Source organism: Bacillus sp. V33-4 (assembly GCF_002860225.1).
Lineage (GTDB): Bacteria > Bacillota > Bacilli > Bacillales > Cytobacillaceae > Bacillus_BJ > Bacillus_BJ canaveralius.
The window spans coordinates 23,079-49,453 of sequence record NZ_PGVC01000034.1; the positions used below are offsets into that span (position 1 = coordinate 23,079).

Below are 26,375 nucleotides of genomic sequence, written 5' to 3' on the forward strand. Positions count from 1 at the left end.
GTTAACATAATCAATTGACGCAAATCCAGCCGTAATCGCAAACAAATTCAAAAAAAACAGGCCGCAACGTTGGCCTGTTTTTCTATTCCTTTGCTAATATCATTTCAATTTTTCTTAACGCACCCGGCTCGACTTCCTCTATAGATGTTGCCGCCTGCTCCAATGCCGCCTGGTAATCAAAGCTTCTAAATGCAGATTCTGCTTCAACAAGCCCTTTTGCGACAGATGGATAACGGCTTCGGTAACGGTTGCCGTATTGGATGACTTTTTCAGCAAGCATCGCGTTTTCAACAAGTTCAAGCGTTGTATTTGCCAGCTTTTCGACCGTTAAAACGGCTACTTCCAAATACCTCTGTACCGCCGGGATATCAAGAGGCTTTTCCTCCAGCTTCAGCACCACATTCTGAATACTCTCATTGGCATCATCCAATAAATATTGATATGTATGCGACAGGCCCGGAATATTGCTTTTCGATACCGATCTGATCGTCTCAGCGATCTTCTTCTTTAGCTCAGCAACTTTTTCATGCGCCGACATTTCATCTTTTCGGAGTGTCTGGAGCTTCTGCGCATATTCTTTCTGTTCATCCAGTACGGCTTCAAGCAACTGCTGGACTTCTCTTAACTCTTCGCCTAATACCGATTGTGCAGTATCATTCTCAGCCAGTCTTGTCTCAAGTACCAGATGCCTTTTCGCAAGCTCTGACAAATGCTTCTCCATTTCAGCCAGATTCTTCAGATCATTTTCCGCCAAATGATAGCTCTGTTGGACTGAAAGAGTCTCGGCCTTCAACTGTTCTTTTTCATTAAGCAGCTTTTCCAGGAAGTTTTTTATTCCCTGTCCATGCTGGCTTATAAAGCGTTTCGCATCTACTTCCCGTTCAAGAATATCGAATAAATTTTCGACACTTTCTTTTAATGCCTGGATTCCGTTCTCCACTTCGGAAATTTCAGCCTGTTCGAGATAAGCCACGTATGCGGCCAGTTCTGTTTCAAGCCTGTCGGTTTCCTTGTCAAGCTGGAGATGGTCCAAAACATACCCTTGAGCTGTCATCTCCCGGCAACCCTCTTTGACTTCATGAATATGGCCAGGAATCGTTGACTGGCATTCCACCAATAAATGCGGCAGATTTTCAAGGCAGTAGTTGATTTTTTCAAGCTCGTCCTTTATGACAAGCACCACTTCCCGCGCTTCAAGATAATTGCCCTGGTTCGTCTTATCATCGAAATCCTCGAATTTCGCCATAACACGGTCCAAATTTTGTTCAAGCTTTGCTTCAGCTTTTCCGTAATTATGCCTGTGCGCAAGCAAAGTTTTTTTATTTTCGCGGTATTGTTCCTTTAATCCGTCGATCTCTGCGCGGTTTTTTTCTTCGCTGCCGACAAGTTCATGAAGTTCATGCAGGATGCTTTTTATCTGTTCTTCTGTTTCAGTAAGCTCCCGCTCTATTCTTGACTGCACTTCTTTCGATTTGCCAAAGCGATATTTATCGATAAACTCTTCTGCGTCGAACAAAAGGTCTTCAACAGCCGGCAGCCGCGTCGTCACGATCTCGTCCCATTCTTCGCGCCAGCGTTCAAACAGTTTCTCTGTTTGCCCGGTCATATTTAACTGTTTAACCTTTGACATCTCATCCAATACAGGCCGGTTCATTATATCAATCTTCCAGCCTTCCAGCCGGTCAATGTCATGATAAAATTTTTTTCTCAATAAAAAGCCGCTTAAAAATAAAATGATAATAATGGCTAATCCGCCAATGATGTATTCCATTGTAAACCCCCAGTTTACATACCGAATTTGGAGCAATTGTACGGTTCTATGTAAAAAATGAATAAAATGTGTTTTCTTAGTTTTTATGATACCATGTAAACGACAATTTTTGACTAATAATTTCACTTTTTCTTGAAATAGCAACAAAAATTCGGCTATTAGCTTATTTCAAGTCGGGATATTCCTCATAAAATATCCCAGTATTAAAAAAAGCTGATGGGGACCCCTTAAATAAAAAAAGGAGGGCGGCAAATGCTGAAGGATGGCCATATTCATACAAAATATTGTCCGCATGGAACAGCGGATTCATTTTCCGAGTACATCGAAAAAGCCATTAAACTCGGATTTCAGGAGATAACTTTTACCGAGCATGCACCGCTTCCGGAGCAGTTTGAGGACCCGGCTCCAGGAAAAGACAGTGCCATGAATCCTGAATTACTGGATGCTTATTTTGCTGATCTCGACGTTTTAAAGAAAAAATTTGCCGGTGTAATCAAAATAAACACAGGCTTGGAAGTCGACTTTATTGAAGGATATGAAGAGGAAACACGGAGGTTTTTGGACAAAGTGGGACCTAAACTGGATGATGCCATTTTATCTGTGCACTTTTTAAAATATCGCGACAGCTATGACTGCCTCGATTACAGCCCTGAAGTTTTCGGACAAATGATCGAAAAGTACGGGACAATCGAAGCGTTATATGAGCGCTATTTTGATACATTGCTTTTATCAATCAAAGCTAATCTTGGCCGCTATAAGCCGACGCGGATCGGGCATATCACCCTTGTCAGGAAGTTCCATAAAAAATTTCCTGCCGCATACGATTACAGCGAAAGACTTGCTGAGATTCTTCTCGTGCTGAAAATTTACGATTACGCACTTGATTATAACGGAGCTGGAACCGCAAAACCGCTATGCCGGGAGCCTTATCCGCCAGACTGGATTGCTGAAAAAGCAGTCGAGCTTGGAATTCCCCTTGTTTATGGTTCTGACGCACATCAGGCAAAAGAGCTGGGACAAGGACGTGAACAGATGGCTTTTATCCAGCTCCCTGAATAGCCAGTACCCGCTCGCGCTCACTTGTGCATAACATCCGTTCAATCCAAAGGACGAGCTCCTGTTCATACATTTTCAAAAAGTATTGTTCATGCGGAAAAACATGGAGCACTTCGGTTGCATATTGAATATTTAAAAAAGGCATCATTAAAAGTCCTTTAAACTGGATGATCGTATACGGAATCGATTGGATCGAAAATTCGCCAGCTTCGATTCCTTTTTCAAGCACCGTTTTAAAATAAAAGCGTTCTTTAACATAATAAGTGGACATAATTTCCCTGACAACTTGAGAGTCAATCGACATTTCCCTTAAAATAAATCTTGTTAAATGAATATTCTCACACTGGTATGCAAGAAGATTTTTGCCGATCTCCTTTAAACAATGGGCGGCCCCGAGCTCAATCTGTGCAAAGCCTTTTTCGATCTCTGCCATATAGTTTTCAAAAAAGTTCATAAAGCAGTATTCGAGCAGGCCGTGCTTATTATGAAAATAATAAGCAATATTGGCGGGATTCACCTCTGCTTTTCGTGCGATGTCCCGGATCGAAATTCCATTGTATCCTTTTGTATTGAAAAGCATAATGGCCGCCTCGACAATCGCATCCTTACAATTTTTTTTCACCTTTTCCTCCTCCAGTCTGATTCTGTTCGATTAAAAGTAGTATATGAATGAATTTCATAAAGCAATTCTTTAGTGAAAAAAGAACAGTCCTTAATGTTAAGGTAGTATTATTCGTTTCCTACGCATACTCCTGTATATCTGGACAACTTTGTTCTTTTTCGGTTTAGCTTGTTACATTGTGAAATTGACTCATATAAGTAACATTCTTTGCATCTCTTGACTTTCCTTTATATAATTATCGACAAAGTACCCGCTTTTCAGCGGATTATGCTACTGTGAAAGATAAAAACTCAGGAAGTGAGGTGAACGATGATGTTTGAGGTCGATTCCTATCAGGGTACACGGGAAGATAATTACGAAATGGTGATAAAACAGCTTAATGCTCTATTGGAAGGGGAACCAAATCGGATTGCGAATTTAAGCAATGCGTCTGCCCTGTTAAATCAATTTTTGGACCGGGTTAACTGGGTAGGCTTTTATTTACTTGAGGACGATGAGCTCGTGCTCGGGCCGTTTCAAGGGCTGCCGGCCTGTGTACGCATTCCAGTCGGAAAAGGTGTGTGCGGTAAAGCGGCGCAATTGCAGGAAACGGTAAGGGTGGAAGATGTTCATCTGTTCCCGGGCCACATTGCGTGTGATGCGGCATCACAATCGGAAATCGTTATTCCATTGCTAAAGGATGGAAAGCTGCTTGGAGTTTTGGATATTGATTCCCCTGAAAAAAACCGCTTTGATGTGTTGGATCAAGCCAAGCTTGAGAAGTTTTCCGAATCACTTGTCCAATATTTGTAAAGTGTGAAAACAGCCTGACCGGATTCGGCCAGGCTGTTTTTCTGTACGCCGTCAATTCATCTTCGCAAAAGCCTGGGCCAAATCGTCTTCGATGTCCTGCCACGCTTCCAACCCAACTGACAGGCGGAGGAGATTGTCCTCAATCTCCATCTGTTTTCTCGTTTCTTGTGGTACAACAGCATGCGTCATTGTCGCCGGGTGCTGGATTAAAGTTTCTGCATCCCCGAGGCTGACAGCAATTTTGATTAAGTTCAATTGATTCATAAACTGCTGTGCATCATGCTTGGTTCCTTTGATTGTAAATGAAATGAGTCCGCCAGGCTTGCGCATTTGTGTCGCGGCAATTTTATAATCACTGTGTTCTTGATCACCCGGGAAAAAAATGCGATCGACTTGCGGATGTTTTTTTAAGAAAGAGGCAAGTTTTTCAGCATTTTCACAATGGCGATCCATTCGGACAGGCAATGTCTTGAGCCCGCGCAAGAGCAGCCAGGCGTCAAAAGGAGCAATGATTCCGCCGATATCCTTCAATGTCGTTTTACTTACCATGTCCATGAATGCACGCGTGCCGACTGCCAGGCCTGCAATTACATCTCCATGTCCACAAATATACTTTGTCGCACTATGAATGACTACATCGCAGCCAAGGCTTATCGGCGTCTGTAAATATGGTGAACAAAATGTATTATCGACAATGATCGGGATTCCTTTTTGCCTGCCCACTTCGGCTACCATCTGCAAATCGACCAGTTTCATCGTCGGATTAATGGGTGTTTCCACATAAATGCATGCTGTTTCAGCCTTGATACCCGCAAGCAGCTCTTCCTTTGTCCCCATCCTCGAAAAATCATGGGTTATAAGAAACTTCTCATTCAGCAGGCTCAGCAATCCGAATGTACAGCCATATACACCCTGCGAGCATAATATGTGGTCGCCGGCCTTGAGCAAAGCAAATAAAACTGCAGAAACTGCCGCCATACCAGAGCCAAAAGCAAGACCTGCTTCGCCATTTTCAAGCTCTGCTATCCGCGTTTCAAGAAGTTTAACGGTCGGATTTCCAAGCCTTGAGTAAATAAAACCAGGCTCTTCACCGGCAAAGCGCTTTTCTCCTTGTTCGGCATTGTCGAAAGTAAACGTGGATGTTTGATACAGGGGTGGCACCAGGCTCCCCTGGAAATGGCTGGAATCATAGCCTGCATGAATAACACTTGTTTCAAACCGTTCTTTTTTCATTCCTAACCCCCTCCGCTCATTGGAAACGCTTACATTATTGTGATTTATCATATTTGCCCTCTTTTAGAATATGATATTTTTCGAGGAAAGGAAAGGCTTGTCCGTGAAAAAAGCCGGTCCGCTGGAATAAAGATTCGCGCGAACCGGCCTGCCTTGTTTTATTTAAAAATCAGTTTATCGCCCAGTATCGTTCCGGATTCTTCCTTCTGGATGACTACTTTATTTTTTCCGCTCCCTTTCGCCAGATAGAGAGCACGGTCCGCTCTTTTAAATAAATTAATGCTCGTATCTGATTTTTCAGAATTCCAGTGCGATACCCCGCAAGAAATCGTGATTTGCGGTGATGTATTTTCGGCGACCTTTTCAACCAGCCTTTCGGCAATAACAACCCCCGCTTCAAGGGGAGCTTTTGGCAAATAGATCGCCAGCTCCTCCCCGCCCCATCTTGATCCAATATCCGTCGAACGGATATGGGTATTAATGATGTTTGCCACCTGAATGATTACTTCATCACCGATCTGGTGGCCGTACGTGTCGTTTATAGATTTGAAGTCATCGATGTCAATCAAGATAAACGTGCCCTGTCCATCCGTTTCGATTGACATGTCCATTTTCTCATTCAAATAGTTCCGGGAGTATAGCTTTGTTAAATGATCGGTAACCACCATTTTTTCGAGTTCTTCGCGAAGCATTGAATTAGTAAATGCCAGTGTTGAGTGATGGATGAGTGATTGAAGCAGCTTAAAAGCCTCAAAAGAAAAATGATACGGTTGTTTATGCATGACAAGCGCAAAACCCTTCAACGTTTCGCTTTGCACCATCGGAACCGCCATGATCGATTTAAAGCGGGGAGCCCGCTCACCATTGTGCAAATTTAAATCGCCAATAAATAAAGAATCCTTTTCTTTCTTGATTTTATCTTTTATATATTTAATATAGACTTTCGCCTCTTCAGTAAAATAAAATGGGCTGCTGCCCTGCATAACCTCTGTTTGTTCAAGGTCTTCGGAAAGAAGAATAAAGCCTGCTTCCCGAGCATCAAACCATTTCATGATTTGCTGTGACATATAGCTTATCGTCTCGGTAAGCCTGAGATTTGAATTAAGCTGATGGGATGTCTCATTAATGAGCTGAAGATCCGAGATTAACCGCCTTGACTGCTGGTAGAGCTGGGCATTTTCTAAAGCACCGCCTGCCGTGTTGGAAAGGAGCATGATAAACTCAACCTCATTTTTCGGAAAAACAACTGTATTCGGAGCAATGACCTGTAACACGCCGTATACTCCCTGTCTTCCTTTTAACGGGGCATAAAGCACGGATTTTCTGTCTTGAACGGAATCCTCAATCTGGACCAGCCCGGTTACATAAGCCTGCATGGCGGCAATATTTTCGCTGTCATATTCCAGATCTCTTACCGGTAAATCGCCATGGCTGTTATTATCCTGTGAAAGCAATAAATAATAAGTAAAAGATGGATACACTTCTTTAAGCGTGCCGATGATCTCACCAAGGACGGCGTCCATGTCCATGGAAGAATGAAGCTTTTCCGTGATGCGAAAAAGCTGCCTGTAACGCTTCTCGTCAACCACTATTTTCGAAAGGCCACGGACTTTTTTCAGAAATGTGACACATTCTTTACTTATATTTATCAACAATTGATCGGAAAGTGCTGATTGGCTGCCCGGATTTTTTTGTTTAATGAGCAAAAATCCATGAATTCGTCCTTCTTCCTTGAAGACCAGCGACAAATCGCATTCGCCAAAAACTGCCAGGGGGGCTCCGGAGCGGTAAACTACTTTTCCTTTCAATAATTGTTCATACTCTTCCGACGTAACAATAGGAGCAAAAGCAGCTGCGTAAGCACTCTTTTCTGTGGAAGCTTCGATGACGAGCTCTTGATTCCATTCACTTGACGCCAGCAAAGTTACCTCACTGGCATGCAGCAGGCTCTTGATTGAGCCAATCATCGCATCAAGTAAAAGCTCATCACGTAATAAACCGCTTTCGACGTCAAACAAATCAAAAAAACGGCTTTTTAAATTTAGTATAATATTGTCTTCAAGCAATTCCATTCCATCATCACCTATTATCTTACAGGGTTATCACAGGAAAGTCCGACTAGCCAGCAATTGATTTTTTAGATATTGAGTAAATTTAATTCGTTTTTCGGTTAAGCTTAGTACTTTGTGAAATTCACTCAACTAGTTATATATACATGCCGTTTCGAATTAATTTTTAATATTCCTCATTATACCATATCTTTGTACTCATGACTCTTTACCTGCGAAATATTTATTGATTTGACCTTTGGTTACTATCTTGACTTTCACCCAACTAAAGTTATATAATATCCTTTGTGTAAAATAATATCGCAGCCTATGTGAACACCTTGGTGGGTGCATTTTGTTCCTCTGGCAGAGGTTTTTCTCCTCTAGGATGGTGTATTGGGTAACCCCGAGCTGCTGGGGCGAAGGTACATGAAGACAAAATGGCCACGATTGTGCGTCACAACTGTTTTTATTTTACTAATAAAAACACAAAGGAGGAGTCATTCATGGCTCGTTATACTGGTCCAAGCTGGAAACTATCCCGCCGTCTTGGAATTTCTCTAAGCGGTACAGGTAAAGAATTAGAAAAGCGTCCTTACGCTCCTGGACAACATGGTCCAAACCAGCGTAAAAAAATCTCTGAATACGGTTTGCAATTGCAGGAAAAGCAAAAGCTTCGTCATATGTACGGAGTAACTGAGCGCCAATTCCGCAACCTATTCGATCGGGCCGGCAAAATGGCTGGTAAACACGGTGAAAACTTCATGGTTCTTCTCGAATCTCGTTTGGACAATGTTGTTTACCGTTTAGGCTTAACGCGTACACGCCGCCAAGCTCGTCAGCTTGTAAACCATGGTCACGTAATGGTTGATGGTTCACGCGTTGATATCCCATCATACCGCGTGCAGCCTGGCCAAACAATCAGCTTGCGCGAAAAGTCCCGCAACCTTGACATCGTGAAAGAAGCAATCGAAGTAAACAACTTCGTACCTGACTTCGTAACTTTCGATGCTGACAAATTAGAAGGTACTTTCACTCGCTTGCCAGAGCGCTCTGAATTGCCTGCCGAAATCAACGAAGCTCTTATCGTTGAATTCTACTCTCGTTAATAACATTGAAACAAGCCGTGGAATCCACGGCTTGTTTTTTTATTGTTTGATCCACTTCAGCAACAATGGTCTCGTGAATGATTTTACATAATGATCGCTACATTTCGCTTTATTCCACGCTAGCTTTCCATGACTGAATAAAATCCTTCCGGCAATCGGAAGGCTTCTACTATAATTAGTATTTGATTAAGAAGTATTTCTTTTTCCCTCTGCGAATGATCGTAAATTGCTCTTCGATACGGTCCGCTTTGGTTAAAATCTTGTCGGTATCTGTGACACGCTCCCCATTCACAGACACAGCCCCGTTTCCGACATCCTCACGCGCCTGGCGCTTTGATGGAGAAATTTTTGCCGCGACGAGCAAATCAACAAGAGAGATATCTTCTTCACCGCCATGCGCATACGACGGAACATCTTTGAAGCCTTGCTTGATTTCGGCTGCTGAAAGAGTTTTTACGTCACCGCTGAATAGCGCTTCGGAGATTTTGATTGCTTGCTGCAATGCTTCCGGCCCGTGAATCAATGCGGTCATTTCTTCTGCCAGAGCTTTTTGTGCTTTACGCAAATGCGGATCTTCCTCGACCGCTTTCTCGAGTTCTTCAATTTCTTCTTTCGAAAGAAACGTAAAGTATTTTAAATACTTGATCACATCGGCATCAGCCGTGTTAATCCAGAACTGGTAAAACTCATATGGTGAAGTTTTTTCAGGGTCAAGCCAAATTGCTCCACTCTCCGTTTTTCCAAATTTCGTACCATCCGCCTTTGTGACGAGTGGAATCGTCAAACCGTAAGCTTTTGAACCTTCAGGCTGCATTTTGCGGATTAACTCTAAACCGGTTGTGATGTTGCCCCACTGATCGCTTCCACCGATCTGCATTCTGCAATGATGATGTTCGTACAAATGAAGGAAATCCATCGCCTGCAAAATTGTATACGTAAACTCAGTAAATGATATTCCTGTATCGAGGCGGGAAGCAATCGTATCCTTTGCCAGCATGTAATTAACCCCTACGTGCTTACCGTAGTCGCGCAGGAACGTAACAATATCCATCGAGCCGGCCCAGTCATAGTTATTGACCATAATCGCGCCGTTTTCGCCTTCAAAATCAAAGATTCTCTCGAGCTGCCCCTGCAGGCCTTTCACATTGTCTTGAACCGTCTCCAAGGTTTGCAGCTTTCTCTCTTCAGACTTTCCGCTCGGGTCGCCAATTAAGCCGGTCGCTCCCCCGACAAGAACGATCGGGCGATGGCCTGCATTTTGGAAGCGGCGCAATGTTAAGAACGGCAGCAAATGGCCAATATGCATGCTGTCGGCTGTCGGATCTACTCCGCAATAAAGTGAAATCTTTTCCTTGTTTAACGTGTCTTTAATCCCTTCTTCATCTGTCTGCTGGTAGATGATTCCTCTCCATTCCAGCTCTCTTAATAAACTCATCATCTCATTCCTCCTTCTTCCTTAAACAAAAAACGCCCCTGCGAAAACGCAGGGACGCTTGTATTTAGCGCGGTACCACCCAGATTGAGGGCATACATCAGCCCTCCACTTTAAAAAGATAACGGTTCAACCGTTTACTGCTACTGACGTTTCACAGTAAATGCTCAGGGAGGTAATTCATCCTTCTATTTGTACCGGCTTGCAGCAGCCGCCGGCTTTCTAAAAACAGGGATAGAAGCACTACTTGTTCCCGTCATTGCTCTCGAAATGTTATTTAAACTATTGCAGTTTTACCATATTTCACTGGATCATGTCAAATCGTCACAGTATATTTCAGAAAAATGCCATAGCTTGTCATCGCAGGATGTTAATGTATGCTATAATGTAGGTGATTTTAGGGGGATTGATAAAGTGAACGAAAAGCCAAATTGGAAAGACGAAATAAAATCATGGTTCAGCCTTGTTACTGATAGGAAAACAGTCAAAGGCGCAAGAATTACCTATCAAGTTTTCTGGAATTTATTGCTAATTTTTTTAATAATCTTAGTACTCGGCGGTGCTTTCGCAGGCGGGGTTGGGGCAGGTTATTTTGCGTCACTCGTCAAAGAAGAGCCGATCCGCTCCTATGAAAGTATGAAAAAAGATATATATAACTATGAAGAAACGTCGGAAATGTATTTCGCTAACGATGTGTATTTAGGCAAGCTCCGAACCGACCTTGAGCGCGAGGAAGTCAAGCTTGACGACGTATCTCCATATTTAATTGATGCCGTTGTTGCAACAGAGGACGAGTATTTTTACGAGCATAACGGTGTCGTTCCGAAAGCGATCGCACGTGCCTTGTTTCAAGAGGTCAGCAATTCGGCCAACCAATCAGGCGGCAGTACACTCACACAGCAGCTCATTAAAAACCAGATACTCACAAATGAAATTTCTTTTGAACGTAAAGCAAAGGAAATTTTACTGGCACTCCGGCTTGAAAAATTCTTTGATAAAAAAGAAATTCTCGAAGCGTATTTAAACGTTTCCACATTTGGCCGCAATTCTTCGGGACGAAATATTGCCGGTGTACAATCAGCTGCAAAGGGGATCTTCGGAGTTGAAGCGAAGGATCTTAATTTAGCCCAATCCGCCTTTATTGCTGGCCTTCCGCAAAGTCCGTTCGGCTACACACCGTTTACAAACAAGGGAGAAGTAAAAGCGGACCTTGAACCCGGCCTGACGAGGATGAAGACTGTTCTAAAAAGGATGCATGAAGGCGGGGCAATTGACAGCAAGCAATACGAAGAGGCGATTGCCTATGACATTACCAAGAATTTTGTACCACCAACTGATAACCCCACCGAACAGTATCCATGGTTAACCGTTGAGATCGAAAAGCGGGCAGTTGAAGTTCTTTCGAAAGTACTCGCAAAAAAAGATGGATATGAGGAAGAAGCTCTAAAGAAAGACGATGATTTACGGAAAAAATACATAACTCTTGCAGATCGGAATCTCCGCCAAAATGGTTATCGAATTCATAGTACCATTAATAAGGATATGTATGATGTCATGGCTGTCGTAACGGCGAATTATAAAAATTTCGGCCCTGAAAAGCAGCAGGTTATTACCGATACGGAAACCGGCGAACAGAAAACGGTCATGGAGCCAGTTGAGGTTGGCGCTGTGCTGATCGAAAATCAAACTGGGAAAATTCTCAGCTTCGTCGGCGGAAGGAATCACAAGCGCGAACAGATTAACCACGCAACAAGCGGGCTTCGCCAAAACGGCTCAACAATGAAGCCGCTGCTTGTCTACGGACCGGCAATGGAGCTTGGTAAATCAGCTCCAGGAACGATTTTGCCGGACATCCCTTTGAAGCTTAACCCGCAGCTCAATCGGCCATGGCCAATGAACTATACGAGAACCTATAGCGGACTTGTATCAGCAAGATATGCTTTGGAAAAGTCATTAAACGTCCCGGCTGTTAAGTTATATAAAGATATAGTTGATCAGAAGCCCGCTAGTTATTTGGAAAAAATGGGCTTTACCTCTTTAGTAGAAGAGGACTACACAAATCTCGCAACTTCGATTGGCTCATTGAAAGATGGAGTCACCGTTGAAGAAAACACCAACGCTTTTGCAACATTTGCCAATAGCGGTCAATTTATCGACGCTTACATGATCGAGAAAATCGTTGATAAAGAAGGCAATGTGATCTACCGGCATGAAGTAAAACCGGTTGAAGTGTTCAGCCCGCAAACAGCTTATTTAACGATTGACATGATGCGCGATGTTATTAAAACCGGGACAGCTGCATCCATTAAAGGAAGGTTAAAATTCAGTTCCGACCTTGCCGGCAAAACGGGAACAGGAAATGAATTTTACGATTCCTGGTTTGTCGCTTCCAATCCGAATATTTCCTTTGGAATCTGGACGGGCTATGATACGCCTAAGTCGTTAAAAACGGCAGGGTTGAATTACAGTCTGCGGACCAATTATTTGTGGGCGGAACTACTGAATGCTGCCTACGATATTAATCCCGCACTGATTGCTCCTGCTGAGCAATTCAAAATGCCTGGCGGAATTGTCAGAAGGTCGTATTGTGTAACCTCGGGACTGCTTCCTTCTGAAGCGTGTTCGCGAGCGGGCCTTGTCGAAACCGATTTATTTAATGCGAAATTTGTTCCAACTGGTGTGGATGACAGCTTGATTAGCGGAAAGTTTGTTCGAATTGGCGACGCCAAGTACCTTGCTCTTGATTCGACTCCGGCAGAATTCGCTGAAGATGGCGTGATTTTAAACCCTGATTATCTTCAAAAGATTTTTGGAATTACAGCCAATGTCGACCAGCTCATTCCGAAAAAAGATCGCTGGGCAAATATTTTGATTCCGAATGCGAAAATTGAAGATAACGGAAAAGCTCCTGCTGCTCCGGTCGTCGTGGGTTCCGGCTCCACTCTCACATGGGGCAGCCACCCTGAGCCAGATGTCATTGGTTATCGTGTCTATACAAACGGCGGCCAACGGATCGGCAGCATTAAAGCGGGGGGCGGGCTTGCGCAAAATGTTGGAAATGGAGAATACTATGTAACGGCCGTTGATATAGCCGGAGCAGAATCGCCTCCTTCTAACATCGTATTAATCGGTGCGCCGGCCGTAACAAACCCGGTTGAACCGAAAGAAACCGAGCAAATTCCGGCACCGGTGCCAGCCCCTGCTCCGGCTCCGGTACCGGTACCAGGACCTGTCGAGCCTGTTCCTGACCCGGGAGATGGATCCACCGATACTTAATAACATTTTAAACGCCGCCTCAAAAAATGAGGCGGCGCGTTTTTTCATCTGAATGAATTTCGTAAAGCCATTCTTTAATTGAAAAACGAACAGTTACTTACATTATAGTATTATTTGTTTCCTACGGCATACTGCTGTATATCTAGAAAACTTCATTCGTTTTTCGGTTTAGCTTATTACATTGTGAAATTGGCTCCATAAAGCAATTCTTTAATTGAAAAATGAACAGTTATTTAAAATTAATCGTTGCCTGCGGCATACTCCTGTTTACTTAGACGACTTCATTTCATTTTTCGGTTTAACTTATTACATTGTGTATCTATTACGATTAATCTTCCATTGTCGACAGGTCACCAGTCGGCAAATCCAATTCCCATGCCTTTAAAACGCGGCGCATAATTTTTCCGCTTCTTGTTTTCGGCAGCTTGTCACGGAAATCAATTTCCCGTGGCGCTGCATGGGCAGCAAAACCTCTTTTTACAAATTGGCGGATTTCTTCCTTCAATTCGTCAGAAGCTTCATAACCGTCCCTCAAAGCAACGAACGCTTTAATAATCTCTCCGCGCACTGGATCAGGTTTACCGATCACGCCTGCTTCCGCAATAGCCGGATGTTCAAGAAGCTTGCTTTCGACTTCAAACGGGCCAACCCGTTCTCCAGAAGTCATGATCACATCATCCACTCTGCCCTGGAACCAGAAATAACCATCCTCATCCATATAAGCGGAGTCGCCAGAGACATACCAGCCGCCAGGCATAAAATACGAATCATACTTTTGCTCATTTTTCCAAACCATGTGCATCATCGAAGGCCAGCCTTTTTTGATCGCCAGGTTTCCCATTCGGTTTGGTGGAAGCTCGTTCCCCTGGTCATCAACAATCGCCGCTTCAACACCCGGGATTGGTTTTCCCATCGACCCTGGTTTGATTTCCATGCACGGATAATTACAAATAAGCTGCGCACCCGTTTCTGTCATCCACCAAGTATCATGAATCCGCAGGTTAAACACCTTCATTCCCCATTTGACTACTTCCGGATTAAGTGGTTCCCCGACGCTGAGGATATGGCGGAGGCTGCTTAAATCAAATTTTTTGACTACTTCATCTCCCGCTCCCATCAGCATCCGGAAAGAAGTTGGAGCGCTGTACCAGACCGTAACTCCCATATCCTCAATTAATTTATACCAGGTCTCTGGATTGAACCTGCCGCCAATTACGACATTTGATGTGCCGGTTAACCAGGGTCCGAACATTCCATAGGATGTGCCGGTAACCCAGCCGGGATCTGCTGTACACCAGTAGATATCATCTTCTTTCAAATCAAGAACCCATTTTGCAGTCTGGTAATGCTGGATCATCGCGTTATGGACATGCAGTACTCCCTTTGGTTTACCAGTCGAACCGGAAGTGTAATGGAGGATAAGACCGTCATTGCGATCAACCCACTCAATATCAAGCTTGCGGCTCGCCTCTTCTAGTTTCCTCTTAAAATCAAGGTAGGGTCCCTGTTCTTTAATATCATCTCCGACTAGAAAAATATGCTTTAAAGCAGAAAGCTCCTCTACCGGGACACGCTCGAGCAGCTCGGGGGTTGTAACGAGCACCTTCGCTTCGCTATCTTCCAAACGGTCGCGCACGGCCCCTTCCATAAATGCTTCAAATAACGGACCGACGATCGCTCCCAGCTTAATCGCTCCTAAAGCGGCAAAATAGAATTCAGGCGAACGCGGCATAAATATAAACACGCGGTCTCCTTTTTCTACATCCGCAAACGCTTTAAATACGTTCCCTGCCTTATTGGACAGCTCTTTCATTTCCTTAAATGTATACTTTTCATTGCGGCCACCGCTCCGGTAATACAACGCAATTTTATTTTTCCTTTCAGATTCAGCATGGCGGTCAATCGCTTCATAAGCCATGTTCATGAGTCCAGTATTGGACCAGGAAAAATGCTTTTCGGTTTCTTTCCAATCAAACTGCTTGTACATTTGTTCATAATCTTCTAGATTAAATTGCCCCTTTATTACTGGCAGCGCTTCCACTTTCATGCACCATATCCCCCTTTAATTCGGTTAGTCAACATTATTATAGTATAAAAAACATTTTTTCTCAATTTTTAAAATATTCTACCTGCCAAAGATTTCTTTAATCTTTATGTGACGGCTTTTTAACATATATTGAAATTTACCAGAAAATTTTGTGAAAGCGCTTTTAATTAATAGTTTTTATGTATAATAGTATTAATCTGTTAATTGTTATTCCAGGTGGTGTATAAATGGAGCATAAAAAAACTTACAATGCAAAAGAATTGAAAACAAAGCACGGCGACCTGATTATCGAAGGGCCAATTTCTGCTGAGAAGCTTGCCGGTTATGAATTTCATAAAGATTTAGTTGCCTTTCGCCCTCCGGAACAGCAGCATAAGGCACTAGTGGAAATCGCCAGCCTCCCTGAAGGAAGAATTTTGATCGCCAGATACAGGCATATGATTGTCGGCTACGTAACTTATTTATATCCTGATCCGCTCGAACGATGGTCTGAGGGCAATATGGAAAACCTGATTGAACTTGGTGCGATTGAAGTTATTCCGGAATTCCGCGGGGCGTCAGTCGGAAAAAATCTTCTGGTTGTATCGATGATGGATGATGCAATGGAAGACTACATTATTATTACGACTGAGTATTACTGGCATTGGGATTTAAAAGGAACCGGCTTGAACGTTTGGGAGTATCGCAAAATAATGGAAAAAATGATGAACGCCGGCGGGCTGGAATGGTATGCAACCGATGACCCTGAAATAAGCTCACATCCTGCGAATTGCTTAATGGCTCGAATCGGAAAAAGAATCGATCAGGAATCGATTCAGCGCTTTGACCAGCTAAGGTTCATGAACAGATTTATGTATTAAACGAAACCTGGAGCAACTGATGCCATTTATTGATTTACGAATAAATGACATTTGGTAAGGGGGAAAAAACGATGATTGTCGAAGAAATCATGAAAACGAATGTGTGCACGTTATTTCCAAATAGCACGATTGCGGATGCCATTCTTTTAATGGAGCAAAAGAAAATTCGCCATATTCCGATCATCAATCAAGATAACCGTTTAATCGGCCTGGTGACAGACCGGGATATCCGTGACGCTACCCCTTCGATTTTTCGGGCCGAAGAATATAAGGACGATTTACAGAAACCACTGGAAACAATTATGAAAACGGACGTGATCACAGGCCATCCCCTCGACTTTGTAGAGGAACTTGCTGCTCTATTTTACGAGCATCATATTGGCTGCCTGCCGATTTTAAAGGATCGGAAGCTGGTCGGGATTATTACGGAAACCGATTTACTGCATACGTTAGTTGAATTAACCGGGGCTCATCAGCCAGGTTCGCAAATTGAAATAAAAGTTCCCAATAAAGCAGGCATGCTTTGGGAGGTAGCGACCGTCATCCGCAACCGTAAGGCCAACATTCAAAGTGTCCTCGTCTACCCTGATAAAAAGGATGAAAACTATAAAATAATTGTACTCAGAGTCCAGACCATGAATCCGGTCGGCATGATTGACGATTTAACGAATGCAGGACTTCAAGTGCTGTGGCCGAATTTACCAGGGCTTCCATCATGACCGAGCAATCCGTGTTTGTATTTTCAGAAGAACTGCTGAACTACAAATTCAGCAGGCATCATCCTTTTAATCAGCTTCGGCTTAAAGTGACACTTGACCTGCTCCAAAGAATGCAGGCTATTGAAGAACAGCAAATCGTGCCGCCCCGGTCTGCTTTAGAGGAAGAGCTTTGTCTCATCCATGATCAAAATTATATAAACGCTGTCCGGCTGGCAGGACACGGGAGCCTTGACAAGGATATTGCTGAAAATTACGGCCTTGGTACCGAAGATACGCCAATTTTCGACAAGATGCATGAAGCAAGTTCGCTGCTTGTCGGCGGAACGTTGACAGCGGTTGATTATGTCATGACAGGCAAGGCAAAGCATGCCTTGCATCTCGGCGGCGGGCTTCATCATGGATTCAGGGGAAAAGCTTCAGGATTTTGCGTTTACAATGACACTTCGATTGCGATAAAGTACTTGCAGCACAAATACAATGCGCGCGTTCTTTACGTTGACACAGATGCCCATCATGGAGACGGCGTTCAATGGGCATTTTACGATGATCCAGACGTTTGCACGTTATCAATACATGAAACAGGGCGCTATTTATTTCCCGGGACAGGCAATGTTAATGAAAGAGGCCAGGGAAAAGGGTACGGTTATTCCTTTAATATCCCGGTTGATGCGTTCACAGAGGATGATTCATGGCTTCACGCGTACTCCAATGCTTTAAACGAAGTGGCCGATTTCTTCAAGCCTGATGTGATCCTGACGCAAAACGGAGCCGACGCCCATTATCTGGATCCGTTGACCCATTTATCGGCAACGACAAAAATTTTCCGGGAAATACCGAAACTGGCCCATGAAATAGCGCATAGGTACTGTGACGGACGCTGGATCGCAGTTGGCGGCGGCGGGTATGATATTTGGAGGGTCGTTCCAAGGGCATGGGCCCTGATCTGGCTGGAAATGACTGAAAATCCGAATCGTTTTGGCAATATGCCCTCTGATTGGATTGAATTCTGGCAGGATAAAGCGCCCGTTGCGCTTCCGAAGGAATGGGATGACCCGGCCAACCTCTACCCGCCGATCCCAAGAAAAGCGGAAATTACCGAAAAAAACAGCCAAACACTTGACAAAGCACTATATCCGATTCGCAACAGGACGAAAAGTGAATCAGGATAAGACCATCCGTGTTGAAATTTCGGATAATACAAAAAACAGGAGGCCCGGAAGGATTTTTCAATCCTTACAGGTCTCCTGTTTTTTTTGCAAAGTTTCTTTATATCGGCAAACTTACTCTTTCGTTGAGCTGCGGTATTCAATTCGGTGCGGAAGAACTACGATCTGATCGTCGACTTGTTCCTTATTCATCAATTTCGTTAACAGCCGCATTGACACTGCTCCAATATCGTAAAGCGGCTGCACGACCGCTGTCAGCTGAGGACGGACCATCATAGTCAGTCTTGTATTGTCTGAACTAATCACTTCGAAATCGTTCGGGATGCTGTAACCCTTATCCTCTGCACCGTGGACAACACCGAGTGCCATTTCATCTGAACCGACAAATATCGCGGTTGGCTTTTCTTCAGCTTCGAGCAATTTTTCAAATGCCTCTATTCCTGAATCGTACGTGTAATCGCCTTCGATGACAAGCTCATCACGGTACGGCAACCCGGCAGCTTCTAGGGCTCTTTTATATCCGGCAAGCTTTTTTTCCAGATTGATCGGCTCATGGAAAGGCCCTATTACAAACGCGATGTTTTTATGGCCTTTTTCCACAAACGTTTGAACAACATCAAAGGCTGCTTGCTCATAGTCGATATTAACGGAAGGAATGTCCCCGCTTGCCTCAATGGAACCGGCAAGAACAATCGGCACAGGTGATTTTTTGAACTCTTCAACATGTTCATCCGTAATATTGCCGCCCATAAAGACGATACCATCAACCTGCTTGCCGAGCATTGTATTCAAAAGATGCAATTCCTTTTCTTTGTTTTGATCCGAGTTACTGAGGATAATATTGTACTTATACATTGTCGCAATATCTTCGATTCCCCTTGCCAGCTCAGCGAAAAAAGTGCTCGAAATATCGGGAATAACGACACCGACAGTCGTTGTTTTTTTGCTGGCCAGCCCCCTTGCCACTGCATTCGGACGATAACCAAGCCGCTCAATGACTTCCAGGACTTTTTTTCGAGTCGCCGGTTTAACGTTAGGATTCCCGTTGACCACCCGGGAAACGGTTGCCATCGAAACATTAGCTTCACGGGCAACATCATATATTGTTACATTCATATCTATACACTCCTTTTTGTTTGCACACGCACCGTTTTTCTTTATTTTACTGCAACAAAGGAAAACCTAAACATCTTTCTAAAGTTTGTGACGCGTTAAACAAGTCTAATTATGTATTTAATCATACGACAGACAAGGGAATGCCGCAATGTCAAGCCCTTAATTTTTGCATTTTTTTATAAATTTTATGTATATTCGCCACGATTTTCACATAAAAAGAGCCTTCCCGATGAACAGAAGGCTCCTGTTGTACCTTAAAAAATGCACTTAAACTCTTACAAATGGCGTGCTTTGTAATTCCTTGAAGAAATGCTCGAATTGTGGCAGATCCATTTGCTGGGCTGAATCGGAAAGAGCTACTGCCGGATCCGGATGAACCTCGGCCATTACCCCGTCAGCTCCGACGGCCAATGCTGCTTTCGCTGTTGGGATGAGCAAATCACGGCGTCCTGTCGAATGAGTTACATCCACAAGTACCGGCAAATGCGTTTCCTGCTTGAGAATTGGCACAGCTGAAATATCAAGCGTATTTCTTGTCGCGCGCTCATATGTGCGAATCCCCCGCTCACAAAGGATGATTTGTCCGTTCCCCTGCGCCATAATATATTCAGCTGCATTGATAAATTCTTCGATGGTGGCAGCGAGGCCCCTCTTTAATAAAACAGGCTTATTTACTGCCCCGGCAGCTTTAAGAAGCTCAAAATTTTGCATATTGCGGGCACCGATTTGAATCACATCAATATATTGAACAGCCGTTTCAATATCAGCAGGATTGACAATTTCGCTGATGACAGCCATATCATAATCGTCTGCGACACGCTTGAGGATTTTCAACCCTTCCAAGCCAAGCCCCTGGAAATCATACGGAGAAGTTCTCGGCTTGTACGCACCGCCGCGCAACAGCTTTAACCCTTTTGCTTTTACCGCTGCAGCAACAGTCGCTACCTGTTCATATGACTCAACCGCACATGGGCCAAATACAAAATGAGGCTTGCCATCCCCAACCAATTCTCCCTTAAGGTTAACTACTGTGTCCTCAGGTTTTTTCTTCCGGGAAACAAGCAGAGCTTTGCGATGGTCATCCTTCTGCAGCTCCAGACCTGCTTTAAATACTTCTTTGAAAATATGCTCAATTGTTGAATTTTCGAATGGTCCATCATTGTTTTCTTTAATTAAATCAAGCATTCTCCGTTCTCGCACTGGATCATAACGGTAAACTCCCTGAGTTTCTTTCACTCGCCCGATTTCCTGGACGAGCCGGGCTCTCTCATTAATTAATGATAACAGCTCCAGATTTAATTCATCTACGCGATCGCGCAGTTGGTCAAGTTGTTTATTGCTCATTTTCTTTCCCGTCCTTTCAAATTTTTTCGGTTTTTTAAACACTTGCTTTGCACCCGTAGAATCAGGTAAACTGCAAGCCAGCTGGGCGGGTCAAAAGCTTATCGTTTCCAATCTCTTTAACGCCCCGTAAAAATGTGGTACATTTTATTATAATTACGATTTATTATATATGAATCTTTTCTTAATGTCACGAAATTTCTTTATTAATTAAACGCTTTTAAGTGTTAAAGTATTTTATGATGAATTTAAAAAAGAAGGTGTTCTCATTTTGCAGGAAAAAAACAAACTGTTTGCCCTTGATATTGGCACGCGTTCCGTAGTCGGCGTCATCCTTGAAGAAACCGGCGGCCAGTTCCATGTTGTTGATATGCTTTCGATGGAGCATAGCGAACGTGCGATGCTTGATGGGCAAATCCATGACGTGTTGTCAGTCTCAAAGTTGATTGCCGTTATAAAAGAGCAGCTTGAGGAGCAACATGGACCGCTACATAAAGTCTCGGTCGCGGCAGCCGGCAGGGCTTTGCGAACAGAAAGGGCCAAGGTATCGGTCGATATTAATGGAAAACCGATGATGACAAAGCAAGACATCCTTTACCTTGAATTAAGTGCTGTCCAGCAAGCCCAGGCGATGGTTGCCGAAAAGCATGAGATTGAAAAAAGCCAGTATTATTACTGTGTCGGATACTCCGTGCTTTATTACCGGCTTGATGGAGAAGAAATCGGCAATTTGATTGATCAGCAGGGTGATGAAGCTTCTGTTGAAATCATTGCGACTTTTTTACCGAAGGTTGTTGTTGAATCACTTATTTCTGCTCTTCACCGGGCAGGATTGGAAATGGATGCTTTGACGCTGGAACCGATCGCCGCAATCAATGTGCTGATCCCTCCTTCGATGCGCAGATTAAATGTCGCTCTCGTTGATATTGGCGCAGGCACTTCCGATATCGCGATCACCGATGCAGGAACGGTCATCGCCTATGGAATGGTGCCTGTTGCCGGAGATGAAGTTACTGAAGCAATCAGTGACCATTTTCTCCTCGATTTTCCGCTTGCAGAAAAGGCGAAACGGGAGTTATCCAGCCGTGAAACGATTACCATAACCGACATTCTCGGTTTTGAAGCAGAGGTTACAAGGGAGGAAGCAGTTGGACACATTACACCTGCCTTGGATAAGCTCGCTGCTACGATCGGCGACGAAATTTTATCATTAAACAACGGGAAGCCGCCAAAAGCTGTCATGCTTGTCGGTGGAGGCAGCTTAACGCCTGAACTCCCAAATAAGCTCGCGCAACGTCTCGGGCTCCCGGAAAACCGGGTTGCGATAAGGGGCATAGAAGCGATTTCTTCGTTAACACTTGCAGATCATATTTTAAAAGGACCGGAACTGGTTACTCCCGTTGGAATTGCGATCGCGGCCCGAATGTCTCCGGTTCAATATCGGACTGTTTACGTTAATGAGCAGCCCGTTCGGCTTTTTGAAGTGAAAAAGCTAACGGTCGGCGACTGTCTGCTTGCAGCCGGAATAAAAATGAATAAACTATACGGAAAACCGGGCCTGGCGATGATTGTGACGTTAAATGGACAAAGCATCACGATTCCCGGCCAGCTTGGCAATGCTCCAACCATTTTAAAAAATGGTGCCAGCTGTTCCTTCGATGAAGAAATCAGCAATAATGACCGGATTACGGTTAAAAAGGGCGCGGACGGCCAACAAACGAAGATACAAATAAAAGATTTAATTGACCATCTTCCCCAGAAAATGGTGACGATTAACGGGAAGCCGGAAATCATTTCTGCCGTGCTTACATGCAATAAGGCAGCTTGCAGCCCGGAAAAATTTGTTGAGGATCGCGATGAGATCGTCTGCACGCTCCCTGAGACAATTGAAAAACTGCTTCATTCATTAAAATTACAGTACTACCTGCCTGAGCTGCGCCCGCTTTTCCTTAACATAAACGGAAAGGATCAGTACTTTCCAGGATTCGGCGGAAAAATCTATCGAAATGGCATGGAAGTAAGACTGAAAAGCGGCTTCAATGACCTTGATGAATTAACAATCACCAAACGAAAAGCGCCGACAGTCGAGGATCTGGCAGAAATCAAGCAAATAAATCGATATCAAAAGTTGCCAATCTCCTTTAACGGCGAAAGCGTTACGCTTACTAAAGAAGTTACAGAGTTTTACAGAGGGGAGCAAAAACTGCTCGATGATGATATCCTGTCAGATGGAGATCATCTGAGAATTTCCGAAAAAAGCTTTGAACCGTTCATCTTTCAGGATATCTTTATGGCGGTTCAGGTCGATATGCCCGCCCATGCAAACGGAAGCTTTGAACTGACACGGAACGATCAGTCTGTAGCCTTTCATGATCAGATTCAAGCGGGAGACAGCTTGAGAATTTTCTGGCCGCTTGCTCAACAGAATTAGCAATAAAGCAAGCATATTTTGGATGGTGATCGAAAATGCGGATTGCCGCTCATAAATTTCGATAAGCGCTCGTAAATCCAGAGTTTCGCTCGTAAATTTCGATAAGCGCTCGTAAATCCGAAGGGTTCCTCTCATCAATCGGTTGTTACAACTTTATGCAGTACTTTTATCAAAACAAAACCACCTTGCAATTCAAGAAAGGTGGTTTTGTCGATAATTTATTTGTTTTCAGCTAGCACATTCGCCAACGTCTCATAAGTAATTTTCCAGTGTGAGGCATGCCAGGCGACACCCGAATTCGTGAATAGGAGCGCCTGCGGAGACTCATGCTTAATATCATACTTTTCCGCAATATGGTTGGAAAGTGGGCGGGCATCCTGGACAGTTAAATAATAGCTGTTAACCTTTGGATGGTCCTCTGTGAATTTTTCAAATTCTTCATAAGCCGCCTGGCTAATCGGGCAGGTAGTACTGTGCTTTAATATTAAGAATGCTCCATTGTTAACTGCGTCGTCAAATTGCTCCACTGTGTTGATTTTATTCAAAATAATCCCTCCTGAAAAACTTGGAGCCCGTGCCACTTTAGCACATAAGCAGCCAATAAATAACGGTGAAGTTATCTTACCACTTCACCGTCTCCAAAACAAACTTAATGTTTTTGATTTAATTTTTTCTCTGTTTCATCAAAAGCCTTTTTTGTTTCCTCAAGCTTTGCTTCGGGGTTGCCGGTTTGGATAGAACCTTTGTTCTCAGTCTCGCTTAGTACGTCAATGGCTGATTCACTGGAAATATATTCATCTGGCGTGTTAACCCCGGTGCCATCCCCGACTTGGGATCCGCTTTCGGAAGAATTTTTGCTGCTTCTCACCTTGTTAAGAAGGTCTGTCGATTGCTGGGCGACTGAACTCGTTTTTTGTTTCGCAATAGACACCACTTCCCCGCCTTTAGTCATGGCAGTTTCACGAAGCTGACCGGTCTTTTCTTTTGCTTGCGCAGCCAGATCACTGCCCTTCGTCATCGCCGCTTCGCGATATTCATTTGTTTTTTCTTTTAGCATGCCTGCTTGTTCCTTTAAGTCGCTGCGAAGCTCCCTGCCTGAGTTCGGAGCCAGTAAGAGCGCTGTTGCTGCTCCGACAACCCCGCCAATAATCGCACCCAAAACAAAATCCCTCGAGGTCCCACTATTGTTTTCGTTAAAACCTTCAAATTGACTACGTTCCTTCACCATGCTCAATTCCTCCTCACCTTTAATATCTTGCCCGCTCCCGCTCTGTTCTTACAACAGGCGGCCGATTTTCAAGTTGATTTTCTTTTTTTCTGGCTGCCCACTTGTCTTTTAATTCCAGGAACACATTGCTCCATTGGACAACCTGTGAAATCTTATCCTTATGCTGATCAAGCTGATGGTCAACAGATGAAGTGATATTTTGAATAGATGTGTTAAACTTCTGAACTGAATAGCCTACATTCTTCACTGCGTCCACGACAGTATTTAAGCTTTCGGACTTTTGCTGAATATCTGAAGCGAGAGCGTTGGTTTTATGCAGAAGCACAGTAGTCTCTCTCGTAACTCCATCCAACTGCTGCTCTAATCCTGTCAATGTTTTTGAAACACTGTCAAGGGTTGTTTGCACTGATTTCAACGTTTTTGTTAAATACAGAACTAACACAAAGAAAGCTATGGCGATCACAGCTACGCTTAAATATAAAATAATCTCCATACATTCCACCTCCATAATCGTTACTCTATTTTTTACCCAGGGCGGTCCAGCCTAAACCACCGTTTTACTAAATAAGTATCTTACTTTAACGGTATCATACTTCTCCTCATTTTAAAAAGATATCATTTTTTCAATTCTCCTTTAGGCGAATTTTTCGCAGCTGAGTTTATCTAATAGGAACGTGAACCATCCTTGACTCCTTGGCAAGCAGCCAAAGATATGCATCAACCCCCATATTTTATACCAATTAAAGTAATCTAATCAAAAAAACCACCTTGTGAAGGTGGTTTTCGACTTTTTACAATTGCAGCTGCTTTTCATAAGCTGACTGGAACTTTTGAATATCGCCGGCACCCATGAAAATAATCACACTATTTTCGTGTTTTCTCAAGGAGCCTGTTTCTTCCTCTTTGATAATCTCTGAATGCGCTATTTTCGCCTGCAAATCTTCGATTGAAAGTTTACCGTGATTTTCACGGGCAGATCCGAAAATTTCACATAAATATACTTTATCAGCTTTATTCAAGCTTTCGGCAAATTCATTTAAAAAGGTTTGCGTTCTCGTAAAAGTATGCGGCTGGAAGACTGCAATGATATCGCGATCAGGGTACTTCTGCCTGGCTGCTTCGATCGTGGCTTTGATTTCGGTTGGATGATGCGCGTAATCATCGATGACAACTTGCGAACCAATTACCTTTTCTGAAAATCTTCTTTTAACACCGCCAAACGTTGAAAGCTGCCGGGCGATAACTTCTGTGTCAATCGCTTCATAATGGCAAAGAGCAATCACCGCCAAGGAGTTTAAAACATTATGGTTACCATAAGTAGGGATTTCAAACGTCTCATAATACGTATTCCGGACGAAAACATCAAAGGTCGTTCCCTCAGTCGACTTAACCACATTCCTTGCCTGGAAGTCATTTTCTTCGCCGAATCCATAAAATACGACAGGCACCTTTGCCTGGATTTTTTGCAGCTGTTCATCATCACCGCATGCAAATATACCCTTCTTTACTTGCCATGACATCTCCTGGAATGCAGAAAAGACATCGTCTATATGGGCAAAATAATCAGGGTGATCAAAATCTATATTCGTCATGATCGCATAATCAGGAAAATAGGATAAAAAATGCCTTCTGTATTCGCACGCTTCAAAAGCAAAATACTCAGCATCCCGGTCTCCTTTTCCAGTACCGTCTCCAATTAAGAAGGAGGTCGGCTTTGCACCACTCATAACATGAGCAAGCAGCCCGGTTGTCGAAGTTTTTCCGTGCGCACCTGTTACGGCCACACTGGTGAAGTTTTCCATAAAATCACCTAAAAAACGATGATATCTGACGATAGGAAGCCCGAGTCTCATTGCCTCCACGATCTCTTCATGAGTATCAGGAAAAGCATTACCGGCAATAATCGTCATTCCGGGCTGTATATTCTCCTTTTGAAAGGGAAGGATCTTTATTCCAGATTGCTCAAGCGCTTGTTGAGTAAAAAAGTGCTTATCGACATCGGAGCCTTGCACATGATAATTCATATCATGAAGAATTTGTGCGAGCGCACTCATTCCGGACCCCTTTATACCTACAAAGTGGTAAATGGTCATGTAAAGAACCTCCAACCAACGTCTATCTGTAAAAC

20 protein-coding genes and 1 other annotated feature are annotated in these 26,375 nt (G+C 43.6%); of the genes, 8 read left to right on the plus strand and 12 right to left on the minus strand.

All coding sequences use genetic code 11. The annotated features are described in order from the left end of the window. Positions 1 to 82: 82 nt before the first annotated feature. A complete protein-coding gene (ezrA, locus tag CVD23_RS13005; RefSeq protein ID WP_101666257.1) occupies positions 83 to 1,771 on the minus strand; it encodes a septation ring formation regulator EzrA in 1,689 nt (562 codons plus the stop codon). Positions 1,772 to 2,023: 252 nt separating this feature from the next. On the opposite strand from ezrA, the gene hisJ reads away from it, so the two are divergent. Next, positions 2,024 to 2,830 carry a histidinol-phosphatase HisJ gene (gene hisJ / locus CVD23_RS13010; RefSeq protein WP_101576895.1) on the plus strand — a complete coding sequence of 269 codons (807 nt, stop codon included), beginning with the start codon at positions 2,024 to 2,026 and terminating at the stop codon, positions 2,828 to 2,830. On the opposite strand, the gene refZ is transcribed toward hisJ, so the two are convergent. After that, positions 2,811 to 3,449, minus strand: a complete 639-nt coding sequence (refZ, locus tag CVD23_RS13015; RefSeq protein WP_101576893.1) for a forespore capture DNA-binding protein RefZ — start codon at positions 3,447 to 3,449, stop codon at positions 2,811 to 2,813. The genes hisJ and refZ overlap by 20 nt on opposite strands. Positions 3,450 to 3,761: 312 nt before the next feature. Here refZ and CVD23_RS13020 point away from each other — a divergent pair, with 312 nt between their 5' ends. Then, positions 3,762 to 4,241, plus strand: coding sequence for a GAF domain-containing protein (locus CVD23_RS13020; protein ID WP_101666258.1), 480 nt, complete (start codon positions 3,762 to 3,764; stop codon positions 4,239 to 4,241). Between the two features lie 51 nt (positions 4,242 to 4,292). Here CVD23_RS13020 and megL read toward each other — a convergent pair whose 3' ends face one another. Further along, positions 4,293 to 5,474 carry a methionine gamma-lyase gene (megL, locus tag CVD23_RS13025; protein WP_101666259.1) on the minus strand — a complete coding sequence of 394 codons (1,182 nt, stop codon included), beginning with the start codon at positions 5,472 to 5,474 and terminating at the stop codon, positions 4,293 to 4,295. Between the two features lie 158 nt (positions 5,475 to 5,632). After that, the gene (locus CVD23_RS13030; RefSeq protein WP_101666260.1) at positions 5,633 to 7,546 is read right to left on the minus strand and encodes a sensor domain-containing diguanylate cyclase; all 1,914 of its coding nucleotides are present in this window, start codon (positions 7,544 to 7,546) and stop codon (positions 5,633 to 5,635) included. A 482-nt stretch (positions 7,547 to 8,028) separates the two neighbouring features. Between CVD23_RS13030 and rpsD the strand changes: the two genes are divergently transcribed. Continuing rightward, positions 8,029 to 8,631 (plus strand): 30S ribosomal protein S4, encoded by a 603-nt coding sequence (gene rpsD, locus CVD23_RS13035; protein ID WP_101579439.1) that lies wholly within the window; start codon positions 8,029 to 8,031, stop codon positions 8,629 to 8,631. 175 nt (positions 8,632 to 8,806) lie between these two features. Here rpsD and tyrS read toward each other — a convergent pair whose 3' ends face one another. Continuing rightward, positions 8,807 to 10,066: a tyrosine--tRNA ligase gene (gene tyrS, locus CVD23_RS13040; RefSeq protein ID WP_101666293.1), complete on the minus strand. Its 1,260-nt coding sequence runs from the start codon at positions 10,064 to 10,066 to the stop codon at positions 8,807 to 8,809. Positions 10,067 to 10,113: 47 nt separating this feature from the next. Further along, positions 10,114 to 10,332 (minus strand) — a binding site (T-box leader). Positions 10,333 to 10,477: 145 nt separating this feature from the next. On the opposite strand from tyrS, the gene CVD23_RS13045 reads away from it, so the two are divergent. Continuing rightward, positions 10,478 to 13,339, plus strand: coding sequence for a transglycosylase domain-containing protein (locus tag CVD23_RS13045; protein WP_257988414.1), 2,862 nt, complete (start codon positions 10,478 to 10,480; stop codon positions 13,337 to 13,339). A 328-nt stretch (positions 13,340 to 13,667) separates the two neighbouring features. Here CVD23_RS13045 and acsA read toward each other — a convergent pair whose 3' ends face one another. Beyond that, the gene (gene acsA, locus CVD23_RS13050; protein ID WP_101666261.1) at positions 13,668 to 15,386 is read right to left on the minus strand and encodes an acetate--CoA ligase; all 1,719 of its coding nucleotides are present in this window, start codon (positions 15,384 to 15,386) and stop codon (positions 13,668 to 13,670) included. 227 nt (positions 15,387 to 15,613) lie between these two features. Here acsA and CVD23_RS13055 point away from each other — a divergent pair, with 227 nt between their 5' ends. The 3 genes from CVD23_RS13055 (at position 15,614) to CVD23_RS13065 (ending at position 18,134) form a co-directional block, all read left to right on the plus strand. Next, positions 15,614 to 16,246, plus strand: a complete 633-nt coding sequence (locus CVD23_RS13055; RefSeq protein ID WP_101666262.1) for a GNAT family N-acetyltransferase — start codon at positions 15,614 to 15,616, stop codon at positions 16,244 to 16,246. Between the two features lie 71 nt (positions 16,247 to 16,317). Next, positions 16,318 to 16,965: an acetoin utilization AcuB family protein gene (locus CVD23_RS13060; RefSeq protein ID WP_101578988.1), complete on the plus strand. Its 648-nt coding sequence runs from the start codon at positions 16,318 to 16,320 to the stop codon at positions 16,963 to 16,965. After that, the gene (locus tag CVD23_RS13065; protein WP_101666263.1) at positions 16,962 to 18,134 is read left to right on the plus strand and encodes an acetoin utilization protein AcuC; all 1,173 of its coding nucleotides are present in this window, start codon (positions 16,962 to 16,964) and stop codon (positions 18,132 to 18,134) included. The genes CVD23_RS13060 and CVD23_RS13065 overlap by 4 nt, the downstream gene beginning before the upstream one ends. Positions 18,135 to 18,245: 111 nt before the next feature. Here the strand turns inward: CVD23_RS13065 and ccpA are convergent, their stop codons facing one another. Beyond that, the gene (gene ccpA, locus CVD23_RS13070; protein ID WP_101666264.1) at positions 18,246 to 19,247 is read right to left on the minus strand and encodes a catabolite control protein A; all 1,002 of its coding nucleotides are present in this window, start codon (positions 19,245 to 19,247) and stop codon (positions 18,246 to 18,248) included. A 267-nt stretch (positions 19,248 to 19,514) separates the two neighbouring features. Further along, on the minus strand, positions 19,515 to 20,591 hold the full coding sequence (locus CVD23_RS13075; RefSeq protein ID WP_101579030.1) for a bifunctional 3-deoxy-7-phosphoheptulonate synthase/chorismate mutase: 1,077 nt from the start codon (positions 20,589 to 20,591) through the stop codon (positions 19,515 to 19,517). Positions 20,592 to 20,859: 268 nt separating this feature from the next. Here CVD23_RS13075 and CVD23_RS13080 point away from each other — a divergent pair, with 268 nt between their 5' ends. Then, positions 20,860 to 23,019 (plus strand): cell division protein FtsA, encoded by a 2,160-nt coding sequence (locus tag CVD23_RS13080; protein WP_101666265.1) that lies wholly within the window; start codon positions 20,860 to 20,862, stop codon positions 23,017 to 23,019. Positions 23,020 to 23,237: 218 nt separating this feature from the next. On the opposite strand, the gene ytxJ is transcribed toward CVD23_RS13080, so the two are convergent. The 4 genes from ytxJ to murC all read right to left on the minus strand — a co-directional run bounded on the left by ytxJ (position 23,238) and on the right by murC (position 26,340). After that, complete coding sequence (gene ytxJ / locus CVD23_RS13085) at positions 23,238 to 23,564, minus strand: bacillithiol system redox-active protein YtxJ (protein WP_101666266.1); 327 nt, start codon at positions 23,562 to 23,564, stop codon at positions 23,238 to 23,240. A gap of 104 nt (positions 23,565 to 23,668) precedes the next feature. Further along, positions 23,669 to 24,247: a YtxH domain-containing protein gene (locus CVD23_RS13090; RefSeq protein ID WP_101578993.1), complete on the minus strand. Its 579-nt coding sequence runs from the start codon at positions 24,245 to 24,247 to the stop codon at positions 23,669 to 23,671. 19 nt (positions 24,248 to 24,266) lie between these two features. After that, positions 24,267 to 24,740: a DUF948 domain-containing protein gene (locus tag CVD23_RS13095; protein WP_101578994.1), complete on the minus strand. Its 474-nt coding sequence runs from the start codon at positions 24,738 to 24,740 to the stop codon at positions 24,267 to 24,269. Positions 24,741 to 25,038: 298 nt separating this feature from the next. Continuing rightward, complete coding sequence (gene murC / locus CVD23_RS13100) at positions 25,039 to 26,340, minus strand: UDP-N-acetylmuramate--L-alanine ligase (protein ID WP_101578995.1); 1,302 nt, start codon at positions 26,338 to 26,340, stop codon at positions 25,039 to 25,041. Between the last annotated feature and the right edge of the window lie 35 nt (positions 26,341 to 26,375).

What these genes read in the sequence shown, in the direction of transcription:
- ezrA (WP_101666257.1), bottom strand. Translation starts at nt 1,771, where the DNA reads ATGGAATACATCATTGGCGGATTAGCCATTATTATCATTTTATTTTTA.
- hisJ (WP_101576895.1), top strand. Translation starts at nt 2,024, where the DNA reads ATGCTGAAGGATGGCCATATTCATACAAAATATTGTCCGCATGGAACA.
- CVD23_RS13020 (WP_101666258.1), top strand. Translation starts at nt 3,762, where the DNA reads ATGTTTGAGGTCGATTCCTATCAGGGTACACGGGAAGATAATTACGAA.
- megL (WP_101666259.1), bottom strand. Translation starts at nt 5,474, where the DNA reads ATGAAAAAAGAACGGTTTGAAACAAGTGTTATTCATGCAGGCTATGAT.
- CVD23_RS13030 (WP_101666260.1), bottom strand. Translation starts at nt 7,546, where the DNA reads ATGGAATTGCTTGAAGACAATATTATACTAAATTTAAAAAGCCGTTTT.
- rpsD (WP_101579439.1), top strand. Translation starts at nt 8,029, where the DNA reads ATGGCTCGTTATACTGGTCCAAGCTGGAAACTATCCCGCCGTCTTGGA.
- tyrS (WP_101666293.1), bottom strand. Translation starts at nt 10,066, where the DNA reads ATGAGTTTATTAAGAGAGCTGGAATGGAGAGGAATCATCTACCAGCAG.
- acsA (WP_101666261.1), bottom strand. Translation starts at nt 15,386, where the DNA reads ATGAAAGTGGAAGCGCTGCCAGTAATAAAGGGGCAATTTAATCTAGAA.
- CVD23_RS13055 (WP_101666262.1), top strand. Translation starts at nt 15,614, where the DNA reads ATGGAGCATAAAAAAACTTACAATGCAAAAGAATTGAAAACAAAGCAC.
- CVD23_RS13060 (WP_101578988.1), top strand. Translation starts at nt 16,318, where the DNA reads ATGATTGTCGAAGAAATCATGAAAACGAATGTGTGCACGTTATTTCCA.
- CVD23_RS13065 (WP_101666263.1), top strand. Translation starts at nt 16,962, where the DNA reads ATGACCGAGCAATCCGTGTTTGTATTTTCAGAAGAACTGCTGAACTAC.
- ccpA (WP_101666264.1), bottom strand. Translation starts at nt 19,247, where the DNA reads ATGAATGTAACAATATATGATGTTGCCCGTGAAGCTAATGTTTCGATG.
- CVD23_RS13075 (WP_101579030.1), bottom strand. Translation starts at nt 20,591, where the DNA reads ATGAGCAATAAACAACTTGACCAACTGCGCGATCGCGTAGATGAATTA.
- CVD23_RS13090 (WP_101578993.1), bottom strand. Translation starts at nt 24,247, where the DNA reads ATGGTGAAGGAACGTAGTCAATTTGAAGGTTTTAACGAAAACAATAGT.
- CVD23_RS13095 (WP_101578994.1), bottom strand. Translation starts at nt 24,740, where the DNA reads ATGGAGATTATTTTATATTTAAGCGTAGCTGTGATCGCCATAGCTTTC.
- murC (WP_101578995.1), bottom strand. Translation starts at nt 26,340, where the DNA reads ATGACCATTTACCACTTTGTAGGTATAAAGGGGTCCGGAATGAGTGCG.